Source organism: Caballeronia arationis (assembly GCF_001544975.2).
In the GTDB taxonomy this organism is placed as follows: domain Bacteria; phylum Pseudomonadota; class Gammaproteobacteria; order Burkholderiales; family Burkholderiaceae; genus Caballeronia; species Caballeronia arationis.
In genome coordinates this window covers 29259-42028 of record NZ_FCOG02000055.1, presented here as the reverse complement: position 1 = coordinate 42028, position 12770 = coordinate 29259, and the positions used below count along the sequence as shown (strand labels likewise).

Sequence of the window (12770 nt, the reverse complement as noted above, 5' to 3'; positions counted from 1 at the left end):
AACTGGGAGTTTCGCAACTGCTTATCTGCACCTATCCGCACGCTGCGCTTGGCTTCGCGCGATTCTGCAAGACCGACTAGGTATTGGCGCCGTTCAGCGTCAGCGTGCCGCTGCCGGCTTTCGTCAGCGTGCCCGTGCCGCCGACGCCCTGGCTCAACGTCGATGCGAAGCCTTGCGTGTCGATGATGCCGCCCGCAGACGTGATTGAAATGGAGCGGGTCGGGGCCAGGTCCAGGTTGTCGTTCAGTTGCAGCGTGCCGCCGTTGAATGTGAGGCCGCCCGTCGCGGCACCGATGGCGCTATCGGCGGCAATCGCGACCGTGCCTTGCGTAATCGTCGTGCCGCCCGAGTAGGTGTTCGCACCGGACGATGGCGCGAGCGTCAGTACCCCGTCACCCGTCTTCTCGATCGCGCCGGTGCCACTCAGCGAGCCCGCGTAGGTGCCTGCATCGGGCTGGGCGAACCGGACGAGGCCGTTGTCGGTGACGGTCGGCGGCAGGCTTTGCGCACGCGCTTCGAGCGTGCCGGACGGGTCCACCAGCATCGTGCCGCTGTAATTCGTATTCTCTCCGGTGAGTATCAGGGTTCCATCCACCACTTCGGAACGCACGACCCCGCTCAAGGTTCCAGATAATATCCACGTGCCGGAATCGGATTTATAAAGAGTTTCGAATCCGGAAAAGTTTCCAGGTAATGTCGACCCTCCTGTCCCATTTAGAAAGACAGTGTCATTTCCCGCGCCGCCGCTGAAATTCCCGGATATCGACGAGCCGGTATATAAGCGAAGCGTATCGTCGCCGCCCGCGAAGAACAAATTGCCGATTACTTTTCCGCGATTGATAAAATCGACGGCGCCATTTCCAGTTGCGCCAATCACATTACCGGGCGCTTGAATGACGCCCGTATCCGTATTGACGACCGTATTCAACCCGGCCAGATTCTGGAACCAGATTGCCGCAGCGTTCTTTCCGTAGATCAGCCCACTGTTGGTAATCACGTTTACCGCACCTTGCAGATTAACTGCTTCGGCGGGTATTTGCGTGCCATTGGACGAAACCTGGCCACCTTGTGCAACCGTCAGCCGACCAGCGTTTCTGAATTCGATGGTATTCCCGCCCGTCCTGTAAAGACCGCCAGTGTTGGTCGAGACGGCACTGACCGTGCCACCCTGGAGGACATTGACGTTTGCCCGGTCACGCAAACTAATCGCATTCGAATTACCAACGGCAATACTCGAACCATTTTCCACCGTCACCGTTCGACCATCTTCGGACGGCACATTGCCGGCGCCAATCAGGGTTGCTTGTGGATTGGTCGGGGAGGAATCGCAAATGGTCGATTTTACGCTGGTGTTACAGGCGGCATCGGCGCCGGCCGATATAAACACGAGCCACGGCAAGGTAAGAATGGTAAATTATGCCGGATTACGATTCTTGCGGACACTTCTCTCCATCGTTGCAAACCCCGAAACTTTGAGAAAAGTCGGAAGATGCAATAGATTTCCGATAATTACAAGGTCTTGAGCGGTCGTTACGAATTGATACGAATTGAGGTTTGCAACGAAAGAGAGTTTCAGGGTTGCAGAATCAAGTCAATTTCACGCTTGAAATTATACCCAAATATCTCAATAAGCATCAGGAATTTCCCGCTGATTCTTTGCAGAACTTTTGAACAAGCAGAAAGATAAATGTCTCTCGAAAGACTCAAGAGTCAGCCAAGCGTCCTGATGGAATTGCTGATACCGCGCGCGCAGTCGATCACCGCGGGCGCGAGACGCTGTTCCGCATCGGCGAGTGTCCAGCGGCTCGTCGGCGCGACCACGTGCACCGACGCCACCGGCCGCCTCTCGCCGTCCAGCACCGCCGCGGCAATTGTCATGTCGCCGATGAACAGTTCCTCGCGATTCGACGCATAGCCGTTGCGGCGCCCTTCTGCGAGCAGCGCCTCGATGTCGCCGATGTCCGTCACCGTGTACTGCGTATGCGCGACGCGTTCGCTCGCTTCGAGCACCGCGCGCGCCTCGCTGTCGGGCAGCGCAGCCAGATACGCGCGGCCCGAGGCGGTGCAGTACATCGGAATGCGGCTGCCGATCGGCATGTGGATCGGCACGAACTTCATGCAGACGAAGCGCGCGACGTAGAGCATCTGTGCGCCGTCAGGCTCGGTGAGGTTCGTGGTCTCGCCGGTCACGTTCGTGAGCTCGGACAGGAATGGATTCGCGACGTCGATCAGGGTATCCGCGGCAAGATAGTTGAAGCCGATCTGCATCACGCGGGGCGTTAGCTGATAGCGCTTCGTGCGCGGATGCTTGCGCACGTATCCCAGCTTTTCGAGCGTGTAGATCATGCGCTGCGCCGAGCTTTTCGTGATCGAGGTGGCCTCGGCCACTTCGGGCAGGCTCATCGTCCGGCGCAGCGCACTGAACGCGCGCAGCACGGCAATGCCCTTTTCCAGCGACTGGTTGAAAAGCGCGTCCGGTGCGTCGCCGCCGCTCGTGTCTTCTTCGCCCTTGCCGCTCATGGAAATACCCAATGGTGAATCGTGATACCTTGACGTTACCATATCGAATATCGATACGCAAATAATGTTATTCGATATTTTTGACTCGAATATGATGAAGTCGTGCCACTAATCGATACATCAACCGCAGTCGTCACTGTCATGGAGAACCTTATGATCCAGTTTGTGAAGCGCATTGCCGGCGCCGCCATCGCCGGGTTGGTCATCGCTGCAACGCCGGCGCTGTCGTTCGCCGCGCCCGAATACACCGTCGGCGCAACGGCGACCGGCGTGCCGTTCACGTTCCTCGACGTCAAGAGCAATTCGATCCAGGGCCTGCTCGTCGACGCGATCACCGCGACCGGCAAGGCCGGCGGCTTCGACGTCAAAGTGGAGCAGACCACGTTTTCCGCGCTGATCCCGTCGCTCACGACCAAAAAAATCGACGTGATTTCCGCCGCTATGCTGAAGACGCCCGCCCGCGAGCAGATCGTCGATTTCTCCGACACGGTCTATTCGTACGGCGAAGGCCTGATCGTGCGCGCGGACGACAAGACTCCCTACAAGTCGATGGACGATCTGAAGGGCGAGGTCGTCGGCGCGCAGGTCGGCACGGCGTTCGTCGACGCGCTGAACAAGAAGGGCATCTTCAAGGAAGTGCGCACCTACGATTCGGTCGCGGACATCATGCGCGACGTCGCGCTCGGCCGGATCAAGGCGGGTTTCGGCGACCATCCGATCATCGCGTACCAGTTGCAGAAGAATCCGAATCCGCAACTGCGCCTCGTCGACGGCTACCAGCCGGCGGTCAAGGGCCAGTTGTGCTTCGTGGTGAGAAAGGGCGACACCGAAACGCTCGAAAAGCTGAACGCCGGCATCAAGAAGATCAAGGCGGACGGCACGCTCACGCAGATCATCAAGAAATGGCAGGTCGAATGACGCGGCGCCCGGCTTGAGGAGGACACGCGATGTTCATCCAGAATGCGCTCGATTTCCTGCCGATCCTGCTGAAAGGCGCGGTCGTCACCATCGAGATCACCTTCTGCTCGTTCGTGCTGAGCACGATTCTCGGCCTCGCGCTCGCACTGATGCGGGTGTCGGCGAACAAGGTGCTCTCGAACACGGCGGCGACCGTCATCAACGTGATCCGCGGCCTGCCGATCATCGTGCAGCTCTTTTACATCTACTTCGTGCTGCCCGACCTCGGCATCCAGCTGAGCGCGTTCCAGGCGGGCTTCATCGGGCTCGGGATCGCGTACTCGGCGTACCAGGCCGAGAACTTTCGCGCGGGAATCGAGGCGGTCGATCACGGACAGATCGAGGCGGCGCAATCCATCGGCATGCGCGGCGCGATGATCATGCGCCGCGTGATCCTTCCCCAGGCGTTCCGGATCGCGCTGCCGCCCTACGGCAACACGCTCGTGATGATGCTGAAGGATTCGTCCCTCGCATCGACGATCACGGTCGCCGAGATGACGCGCGCCGGCCAGCTGATCGCCTCGTCGACGTTCCAGAACATGACCGTGTTCACGCTCGTCGCGTTGCTCTATCTCGCGCTCAGCCTGCCGCTCGTCTACGGCCTGCGGCGTCTGGAGCGCCGGCTCGGCCTGAAGGGGAAACGATGATCGAAGTCCAATCCATCCATAAGCGCTTTCACGATCAGGAAGTGCTCAAGGGCGTGAGCCTCAGTGTCGAAGCGGGACAGGTCGTGTGTCTGATCGGGCCGTCGGGCTCGGGCAAATCGACGCTCTTGCGCTGCATCAACGGCCTGGAAACCTACGACGCAGGCGCGATCACCGTCGAAGGCGAGCGCGTCGACGCGAAGTCGAAGCGCATTCACGAACTGCGCACGCATGTCGGCATGGTATTTCAGCGCTTCAACCTGTTTCCGCATCGCACGGCGCTGGAGAACGTCTGCGAAGGGCCGCTCTTTGTGAAGAAAGAGCCGCGCGACGCGGCGCGCGAGAAAGCGCGGCATCTGCTCGACAAGGTCGGCCTCGCGCACCGGATGAACGCGTATCCGGCGGAACTGTCGGGCGGCCAGCAGCAGCGCGTCGCGATTGCACGCGCGCTTGCGATGGAGCCGAAGGCGATCCTCTTCGACGAACCCACCTCTGCACTCGATCCGGAACTGGTCGGCGAAGTGCTCGGCGTGATGCGGCAACTCGCCAACGACGGCATGACGATGATCGTCGTCACCCACGAAATGGGATTCGCGCGCGAAGTGGCGGACCGCGTGTGCTTTCTCTACGACGGCACCATCTGCGAGGAAGGCGCCGCCGCCGATCTGCTCGAACGGCCGACGCACCCGCGCACGCGCGATTTCCTGCGCCGCATGCTCGCACCCGCTGCAAACGGAACCGCGCAATGAGGCGCGTCGACACTGGCAGTCCGCTGGCGCCCTCGCTCTGGGCCGCCACGGCGGAAGCCGCGGTGCACGCGCCGCCGCTCGATGCTTCGAAGCGCGTCGAGGTCGCGATCGTCGGCGCGGGCTATACGGGGCTGTCCACCGCGCTGCACCTGAGCGAACTCGGGATCGACGTCTGCGTGATCGATGCGAACGAGCCCGGCTGGGGCGCGTCGGGACGCAACGGCGGACAGGTGATACCGGGCCTGAAGTACGATCCCGACGAACTCGTGAGACGTTTCGGTCCGCGTGACGGCGAAACCATCGTCTCGATGGCAGGCGGCGCGGCCGACACCGTGTTCGACCTGATCCGGCGCCACCGCATTGCGTGCGATGCGACCCGCGCCGGCTGGATTCAGCCCACGCATTCGACCAGCTTGATCGGCACGCTGCATGCGCGGGCGCGTCAATGGGAAGCGCGCGGGGCGCATGTCGAACTGCTGGATCGCGCGCAGATCGGAGAGCGGCTCGGCACGGAGGCGTTCGTCGGCGGCTGGGTGGACCGGCGCGCGGGCAGCGTGCAACCGCTCAGCTACGCGCGCGGTCTGGCGCGCGCGGCGATCGCGAAAGGCGTCGCGATTCACGGCGCGACGCGCGCGCAAAAACTCGAACGCAGCGCCGATGGCTGGCGCATCAGCACGGCGCACGGGCCGGTCATCGACGCGCGTCAGGTTCTTATCGCGACCAACGGCTATAGCGACGGGCTCTGGCCCGGTCTCGCGCAATCGGTGATCGCGGCGAACAGCTTCATCGTGGCGACGCGGCCGCTGCCTGCCGACATCGGCGCCAGCATTCTGCCGGGACGCGAAGTGGCGTCCGATTCGAGACGGCTCTTGCTCTATTTCAGGCGCGATGCCGAGGGACGCCTGCTGATGGGCGGTCGCGGGCCGTTTCGCGAGCCGCGCGGAGCGTCGGACTGGGCGCATCTCGAACGGGCGGCGCGGTTGCTTTATCCGCAACTGAAGGAAGTGGAATACGAGTATCGCTGGGCGGGCCGTATCGCGATTACGCGCGACTTTCTGCCGCATCTGCATCTGCCGGCGCCGGGGCTGACGATCGCGCTCGGCTACAACGGGCGCGGCATCGCGATGGCAACAACGCTCGGCAAGCATCTCGCCGCGCATCTGGCCGGGCCCACGCACGGGCTGCCGCTGCCGCCGACCTCCATCCGCCGCATACCGCTTCACGCGCTGCAGCGCTTTTATATCAGCGCGGGAGTCGCGTGGTACGGCTTGCTCGATGCAATGAGCTGAAGAGATTCGCGTCGCCCCGTCAGGATGACAAACCTGACGGGGCGACGCGACGTTTCAGGCGAGATCGAAACGGTCGAGGTTCATCACCTTGACCCACGCAGCCGCGAAGTCGCGGACGAATTTTTCCTGCGCGTCCTCGCTCGCATAGACTTCGGCGCAAGCGCGAAGCTGGGCGTGCGAACCGAAGATCAGATCGACACGCGTGCCGGTCCACTTCACCTCGCCCGTCTTGCGATCACGCCCTTCGAACGCGTTCCGCGAGAGCGGCTTCCATTCCGTGCGCATGTCGAGCAGGTTGCGGAAGAAGTCGTTCGTGAGCGTTTCCGGCCGATCCGTAAAGACGCCATGCGAATCCTGCCCGGTGTGGACGTTCAGAACCCGCAATCCGCCGACGAGCGCCGTCATCTCGGGCGCGGTCAGGGTCAGCAACTGCGCCTTGTCGATCAGCATAGTCTCGGCCGGGACGCCAAGCCTGGGGTTCACGTAGTTCCGGAAGCCGTCGGCGGGCGGTTCGAGCGCTCCGACCGATTGCACGTCGGTCTGTTCCTGAGAGGCGTCCATGCGCCCCGGCGTGAACGGCACGGCCACCGGATGACCCGCTTTCTCGGCCGCCTGCTCTACTCCGGCGCTCCCGGCCAGCACGATCAGGTCGGCGAGCGAAATCTTCTTGCCGCCGGACTGCGCGCCGTTGAACTCACCCTGAATGCCTTCCAGGACCTTCAGCACGTTCGCCAGTTGCCCGGGCTGGTTGACCTCCCAATCCTTCTGCGGAGCGAGACGAATGCGCGCGCCGTTGGCGCCGCCGCGCTTGTCCGATCCGCGGAACGTGGACGCCGATGCCCAGGCCGTCGACACCAGTTGCGAAACGGACAGGCCCGACGACAGGATCTTCTGCTTGAGCGAGGCGATGTCCTTTGCATCGACGAGAGGATGGTCCACGGCCGGAATGGGGTCCTGCCACAGCAGTTCTTCAGCCGGCACTTCCGGGCCGAGATAGCGGACGCGCGGTCCCATGTCGCGGTGAGTCAGCTTGAACCACGCGCGGGCGAAGGCGTCGGCGAGTTCGTCGGGGTGCTCCCAGAAACGCCGCGAAATCTTTTCGTACTCGGGGTCGAATCGCAGCGACAGGTCGGTGGTGAGCATCGTCGGCCGGAGCTTTCTGGACGGATCGTGAGCGTGCGGGACGGTTTCGCCACCATCCTTGGCGACCCACTGGTTGGCACCAGCGGGACTCTTCGTCAGTTCCCATTCGTGGCCGAACAGGCTCTCGAAGAAACCGTTGCCCCACTTTGTCGGCGTCGTGGTCCAGGTGACTTCCAGGCCGCTCGTGATCGTATCGGCGCCCTTGCCGCTACCGAAACTGTTCTTCCAGCCCAGTCCCTGGTCCTCGAGACCGGCGGACGCGGGCTCGGTACCGACGTTGTCGGCAGGACCGGCGCCATGCGTTTTACCGAAAGTGTGCCCCCCGGCGATCAGCGCGACGGTTTCCTCGTCGTTCATCGCCATCCGCGCGAAGGTTTCGCGGATGTCGTGCGCGGCGGCGCCCGGGTCCGGATTGCCATCGGGGCCCTCCGGGTTGACATAGATCAGACCCATCTGCACGGCGCCCAGCGGATTCTCCAGATTGCGTCCGTTGTCGGTCCGGCTGGCCTCGGCGCCATGCAGTTCCTCGTCGGCGACGATCACGCCTTCGTCATCGTCGTCACCGGCGGCACCCTTGCCGTAGCGGACGTCGCCGCCGAGCCAGGTCTTCTCGTTGCCCCAGTAGACGTCTTGGTCCGGCTCCCAGGTGTCTTCGCGGCCGCCGCCGAAGCCGAACGTCTTGAAGCCCATCGTTTCGAGCGCAACATTGCCGCTCAGGATCAACAAATCCGCCCAGGATAGTTTCTGACCGTATTTCTGCTTGATCGGCCATAGCAGGCGGCGGGCTTTGTCGAGACTGACATTGTCCGGCCAACTGTTGAGCGGCGCGAAACGCTGCTGACCGCGACCAGCACCGCCTCGGCCATCGCCGATCCGGTACGTGCCGGCGCTGTGCCACGCCATGCGGATAAAGAGCGGACCATAGTGGCCGAAGTCTGCGGGCCACCAGTCCTGCGAATCGGTCATCAGCGCCGCGAGGTCCTTCTTCACTGCGGCGAGGTCGAGACTCTTGAAGGCTTCGGCGTAATTGAAGCTGTCGTCCATCGGGTTGGATTTACGGGAGTGCTGGCTGAGCAGATCCACCCGCAGGTCCTTCGGCCACCAGTCGCGGTTTGTGGTGCCGCCGCCAGCGGCATGGTTGAACGGGCACTTCGCTTCGTTTGACATGCGTAATCTCCTTGAGAGGACTTACCCACTATTGTTCTTTCAGGGCGCCACGCCTCACGGTGTATGGGCGATCGGGTGCCCGCGGGCATTTCGTTCGGGAGTCCCATGGCGGGCTCTTGCGGCTTTTGTCGGCGAGGGTACTCCATCTAAATATAAGCGCGTGTGACCGGCAACAGAAGTCGATTCCTGCAATGCCGGTGATAGGTCCGGTCTATAGCTTGGCAGGTGTTTTCTGTGGTCGCTGCGACGCGGTGCAGCAATCGTCTGCCGAGGGAGTGCGTCGCTCATTGAAAGCGGCCAATCTGCCGCATGAATTGATCGATGACTCAGACTTTGGTTTTATCTTTTTGGCCTTTCCCCCGGGTGCCCGAAGGCGCTTTTTTCTTCTGCTTGAGCTGATTGAACTCAATCGCTGCACGGACGAGACTCTTTAATGCGCGCTCATCGATCTCATCGCCTTCGAAAAAATCGATTGCCCGTCTAGCGTTGCCTTCCAGGCCCGCGTTGAAAAGCTTGTCAGGATCCGGAATGCTCGCGCCGTGCGCAAAGGTCAGCTTGACCTTTCCCTTGTGGGCGTTGGCGACCGCGATCATTCCATCGCGATACCACACCGGGCTGCCCATCCACTTCCAGTCCTCGACGATCTCCCGGTCTGCCTCAAGGATGCTCTTTCGAATGGCGGCGAACGTTTGGCCGCGCCAGTCGGTGAGTTTCGCGATCAGTTGGTCTATCTGTTCCGATGGATTCATTGGATGCGTATGCCTCGAATTCGGGTCCGGTCGCATGCGACCACCATGGTACTTAATGCAGGCGAACGAGTCGACCGAAGGCGCGCTGGCCCAGGCGATCGACAGCGAACTGGGCGGCTTCTATGCCTTCGAGGAAGCCTTCACGAAAGCGGCACTGACGCGCCTTCGTCAGCGGCTGGGCGTGGCTCTCCGTGGACGAGCAAAAGCACCTCGTGGCGGAAAGCACAGGTAATCAGGACAGTCCGCTGATGTCCGGGATCGCGTCGGGCAATACGCCGATTCTCGGACTCGACGTGTGGGAGCACGCGTATTACCTGAAATACGAGAATCGCCGGCCGGAGTACATTGCCGCGTTCTTCAACGTCATCGACTGGCCTGAAGTCGCCCGTCGATATAGGGAGGCCGTGCAGAACGGCCACCGCTTTCCATTCGACCGGACACCTACGGACGAAACGCAGTTTTCCCTCCCCCCTGCTCCGTGTATTCGACCGGCAGGAGACCACGAGCCACAGCCTTGACGAGTACCGCGTGGTCGGCCTCCGTCTGGTCCGCATAGGCGCGCGCGAATCGGCACAGCGCCTTGTCCAGCTTGTCGGACGAACCCGCATAGCCGGCGATCATCGAGGCGCCGCTAGTACGCGCGTGGCCCTTCGCCAGCAAATGGCCGACGATCCCGGCGTAATCGGTGAGCGCAGCCGCGTCGAGCGCATCGAGCGGAATCGTGCCCTTCATGTTGCGAAACTGGCGGACGTAGTATTGCAGGCCGTCGATGGACGTCCAGCCGAGCAGCGGATCGCTCACTGTCTGCAGAGCCTGCTGATACTCGACGACGCGCTGTCCCTGATGAGCGTGCCATGCCGAATCGCCGTGAACGAAGCGGGCAAGCACCGAACGGCGGGCCTGCTTGAGCTGGAGAAACACGACGTCGTCGGCGCTGCTGCCTTCGAGCAGTGCAACATAGGCGCGCAAGCCCACGCTGCCCACGCCGACCACCTTGTGCGCGATGTCGACCAGCGTGTAGCCGCCGAGCACGCGGCGCCAGTGCGGGGCCAGCGTGTCCAGGTATTCGTCCAGCGACGCGGCGATGCTTTCCGCCTCCGCGTCGGGAACCCGGGTGATCAGTGGCGGTTCGTCCACGATGCAGCGCCGGCCGTCGCGCTCGGTAGTAAAGCGCGGCAAGGCGCGGTCGCTCGTGCGGGACCGCGCGCGTTTGGCCGCGCGGGAAATCTCGCCGCGCAGCGCGGTATCGGTCGCCGTCTCGTGCAACCGGTCGACGTCGATGCGCTGATACGAGCGCGACAGCAACGGTTCGTTAGCAAGGAAACGCACTTCCTCGCGATAAGCGGCGACGCAGGACGCGACCGAATCATGGCACTGGGATTCGCTCGCGCCCGTGTGCCGGCCCGCCACCCAGATGCTCGCTACCAGCCGCCGCAGGTCCCACTCCCAGGCGCCGGGATGCGCTTCGTCGAAGTCGTTCAGATCGATAACCAGATCCCGTTCGGGTGAAGCGTAGAAACCGAAGTTGCCCAGGTGAGCATCGCCGCAAACTACCGGCGTGATGCCCGTCGCGGGAAGATGGGCCACATCCTCGGCCATCACGACGGCCGTCCCGCGCAGGAACCCATAGGGCGATGCCACCATGCGGCCGACGCGAACCGGAATCAGCCTGTCCAGCCGGCCCTCATGCGAACGCATGATCTGCTCGACGGGGTCCGGCCGCGTCGCAGGAGCCTTCCAGTCGCCCAGCGTGTTGCGGGGAACCCGGTCACGAAGGCTCCGGCCGAGTTCGAAGCGCTGTGCGCGCGACATGGGCCGACGCCGCAGCGAGCGGTAACTGTCGCTGTCAGCGTCGGCCAGAACCACGTGCCCGACCGGCGCCTGGTTGGGTGCCATGCCATTTTCTTCCCCGGACCAGCGCCCGGCTTGATCGGCAAGCATGCTTGTTCGCGCCTTGTTCATGTTCGATCGATTCATCTGTCGAAGAATGAACGGATCGTAACGCGTACGACGCGGCCGCGCGATGGCAATCTTCGCGGGTAGAGGGAACTGTTCGAGTTGTGTCGCAGGGCGAGACGGGAATCGGCGTGACGCCGCTTCAATTCCTTGTCAGGCGCGCGGATTGCTCACTGTCGCCGCTCGTCAGCCGCGCCGCGTTCCACCGGCCGCCGGTAGCCAGCCAAGGCGCTCGACGATATCCGAAGTGGTCACGATTCCGACGATCCTGCGTTGCGCATCGAGTACCGGGATGTGGTGATGGCCCTTGTTCACGTAGAGCCCGAGCAACGTTTCGAGCGACGATGTCGCATCGACCGCATCCACTTCGCACGTCATCAATCCACCAACCGTTTGCGATGCCGATGGCGGATGGGAAAGGCACACGCCATCTGACGCGATCAGCGACGGCCGCACGCGACGCCCGGACTTTTGCAGATCCTCGCGCGTCACGATTCCTGCCAGACGTCCGTCTGCATGGACCGCGGGCAACGCGCGAATCCTGTAGCGGTCCAGTATTTTCTCGACTACGCGTCGCCGGGTGTCGAGCGAAACGGTGACGACGTTGCGCGTCATGATCTGCTCACAGGTGCATTGACGCAGCATGCGCGCGCTCGCGACAGGACGCGTAGTCGCCATGATCGATTCCAGGTCTTTCGTCGTGCTTTCGGCGGATCGCGACTGGCTTCGATTCAGACTAGAGGCAGCCGTGTTCATCGATACGACATTGGACGGCATGCCATCGTTTCGATCGTTCATGCCAGTGCGTTCGTGTCTTCGCGCGTGGCGGTTCTTGCAAACCCGCGCAAGCATCCAGTAAACCGACGCGGCACCGAGCATCAGCTTCAGCCCGTTCTCGTCGTGCAACGTGAACGGATGCACTTCCCTTACTTCGATATGGAAAGCCGGGCTGATTGCATGAAGCAGGAGCAGCACCGCGATGCAGACGACCATTGAAACGGCGGCGCCCGCAATGCCCGCAAAGGTCAGACGGCCGACAAGTCGTCGGGCCGCGTGGTGCGGATTCGTGTTCAACAGTGTCGTCACGCAACACCTCGACTGGTCACGCGGTCCGATCCGGCTTGAGACAGCCATGTCACGCGTCCAGCGTCTGCCCGAAGCGTGCCCCGAACTCTGGCGAAGACACCGCAGTTGTCATCGCCTTCCCCGCCATGCATTTATCTGCGCGAGCCGATCATCTCGCAAGACGCCGCAGAACACGCCGGCCAGGGGCGTCGCTTCGCGACAGCGTACGAACCTGACGACGCTGTCGGGCCCTGTCGCGACGCGCCATCCCACCTGCGACGAGTGCGGCCGATGGCACCGTCTCCCGCGCGATCTCGTCTGCAAGTCCGGCGAAACGGCCGTGCTCTTCCGCTTTCGCCGCGACATCCGGGGGAAGCAGATCCGCCATCGTAAAGGTGGCGAACGCTCCGAGCGCCACGACGACGATTGCCGCCACGATCACGATTTCCATTCTTTATCTCCCGTCAGTTCGCACAAGCGTTCGATACGCATCGCCGGAGGGTGCAGAAAGCGCTCCTCAGGCACGGTCGC

11 protein-coding genes and 1 pseudogene are annotated in these 12770 nt (G+C 62.6%); 5 read left to right on the top strand and 7 right to left on the bottom strand.

The window, feature by feature from the left end; genetic code table 11:
• Positions 1-76: 76 nt before the first annotated feature.
• Positions 77-1399 carry an autotransporter-associated beta strand repeat-containing protein gene (locus tag AWB81_RS26145; protein ID WP_235025920.1) on the bottom strand — a complete coding sequence of 441 codons (1323 nt, stop codon included), beginning with the start codon at positions 1397-1399 and terminating at the stop codon, positions 77-79.
• 311 nt (positions 1400-1710) lie between these two features.
• Positions 1711-2520, bottom strand: a complete 810-nt coding sequence (locus AWB81_RS26140) for an IclR family transcriptional regulator (RefSeq protein WP_062639437.1) — start codon at positions 2518-2520, stop codon at positions 1711-1713.
• A 153-nt stretch (positions 2521-2673) separates the two neighbouring features.
• On the opposite strand from AWB81_RS26140, the gene AWB81_RS26135 reads away from it, so the two are divergent.
• The 4 genes from AWB81_RS26135 to AWB81_RS26120 are packed head-to-tail and all read left to right on the top strand — an operon-like array spanning position 2674 to position 6159.
• Positions 2674-3438, top strand: a complete 765-nt coding sequence (locus AWB81_RS26135) for an ABC transporter substrate-binding protein (protein ID WP_062639436.1) — start codon at positions 2674-2676, stop codon at positions 3436-3438.
• A gap of 29 nt (positions 3439-3467) precedes the next feature.
• Positions 3468-4124 carry an ectoine/hydroxyectoine ABC transporter permease subunit EhuD gene (gene ehuD / locus AWB81_RS26130; RefSeq protein ID WP_062639435.1) on the top strand — a complete coding sequence of 219 codons (657 nt, stop codon included), beginning with the start codon at positions 3468-3470 and terminating at the stop codon, positions 4122-4124.
• Positions 4121-4870 carry an amino acid ABC transporter ATP-binding protein gene (locus AWB81_RS26125; protein WP_062639434.1) on the top strand — a complete coding sequence of 250 codons (750 nt, stop codon included), beginning with the start codon at positions 4121-4123 and terminating at the stop codon, positions 4868-4870. Before ehuD ends, AWB81_RS26125 begins: the two co-directional genes overlap by 4 nt.
• Complete coding sequence (locus AWB81_RS26120; protein ID WP_062639433.1) at positions 4867-6159, top strand: NAD(P)/FAD-dependent oxidoreductase; 1293 nt, start codon at positions 4867-4869, stop codon at positions 6157-6159. Before AWB81_RS26125 ends, AWB81_RS26120 begins: the two co-directional genes overlap by 4 nt.
• Before the next feature lie 54 nt (positions 6160-6213).
• On the opposite strand, the gene katG is transcribed toward AWB81_RS26120, so the two are convergent.
• Entirely contained in the window at positions 6214-8469 is a 2256-nt protein-coding gene (gene katG, locus AWB81_RS26115; RefSeq protein WP_062639432.1) for a catalase/peroxidase HPI, read from the bottom strand.
• 326 nt (positions 8470-8795) lie between these two features.
• Positions 8796-9218, bottom strand: coding sequence for a DUF1801 domain-containing protein (locus AWB81_RS26110; RefSeq protein WP_062639431.1), 423 nt, complete (start codon positions 9216-9218; stop codon positions 8796-8798).
• Positions 9219-9294: 76 nt separating this feature from the next.
• On the opposite strand from AWB81_RS26110, the pseudogene AWB81_RS46980 reads away from it, so the two are divergent.
• Positions 9295-9625, top strand: a pseudogene (locus tag AWB81_RS46980) (superoxide dismutase); the annotation flags it as partial.
• Between the two features lie 34 nt (positions 9626-9659).
• Here the strand turns inward: AWB81_RS46980 and AWB81_RS26100 are convergent.
• The 3 genes from AWB81_RS26100 to AWB81_RS26090 all read right to left on the bottom strand — a co-directional run bounded on the left by AWB81_RS26100 (position 9660) and on the right by AWB81_RS26090 (position 12690).
• Positions 9660-11159, bottom strand: a complete 1500-nt coding sequence (locus AWB81_RS26100; RefSeq protein WP_200822549.1) for a DUF2252 domain-containing protein — start codon at positions 11157-11159, stop codon at positions 9660-9662.
• A gap of 201 nt (positions 11160-11360) precedes the next feature.
• Complete coding sequence (locus AWB81_RS26095) at positions 11361-12260, bottom strand: CBS domain-containing protein (RefSeq protein ID WP_062639430.1); 900 nt, start codon at positions 12258-12260, stop codon at positions 11361-11363.
• Between the two features lie 148 nt (positions 12261-12408).
• Positions 12409-12690, bottom strand: coding sequence for a hypothetical protein (locus AWB81_RS26090; protein ID WP_062639429.1), 282 nt, complete (start codon positions 12688-12690; stop codon positions 12409-12411).
• Positions 12691-12770: the final 80 nt, after the last annotated feature.

What these genes read in the sequence shown, in the direction of transcription:
- ehuD (WP_062639435.1), top strand. Translation starts at nt 3,468, where the DNA reads ATGTTCATCCAGAATGCGCTCGATTTCCTGCCGATCCTGCTGAAAGGC.
- AWB81_RS26125 (WP_062639434.1), top strand. Translation starts at nt 4,121, where the DNA reads ATGATCGAAGTCCAATCCATCCATAAGCGCTTTCACGATCAGGAAGTG.
- AWB81_RS26100 (WP_200822549.1), bottom strand. Translation starts at nt 11,159, where the DNA reads ATGCTTGCCGATCAAGCCGGGCGCTGGTCCGGGGAAGAAAATGGCATG.
- AWB81_RS26140 (WP_062639437.1), bottom strand. Translation starts at nt 2,520, where the DNA reads ATGAGCGGCAAGGGCGAAGAAGACACGAGCGGCGGCGACGCACCGGAC.
- AWB81_RS26120 (WP_062639433.1), top strand. Translation starts at nt 4,867, where the DNA reads ATGAGGCGCGTCGACACTGGCAGTCCGCTGGCGCCCTCGCTCTGGGCC.
- AWB81_RS26090 (WP_062639429.1), bottom strand. Translation starts at nt 12,690, where the DNA reads ATGGAAATCGTGATCGTGGCGGCAATCGTCGTCGTGGCGCTCGGAGCG.
- AWB81_RS26110 (WP_062639431.1), bottom strand. Translation starts at nt 9,218, where the DNA reads ATGAATCCATCGGAACAGATAGACCAACTGATCGCGAAACTCACCGAC.
- AWB81_RS26135 (WP_062639436.1), top strand. Translation starts at nt 2,674, where the DNA reads ATGATCCAGTTTGTGAAGCGCATTGCCGGCGCCGCCATCGCCGGGTTG.
- katG (WP_062639432.1), bottom strand. Translation starts at nt 8,469, where the DNA reads ATGTCAAACGAAGCGAAGTGCCCGTTCAACCATGCCGCTGGCGGCGGC.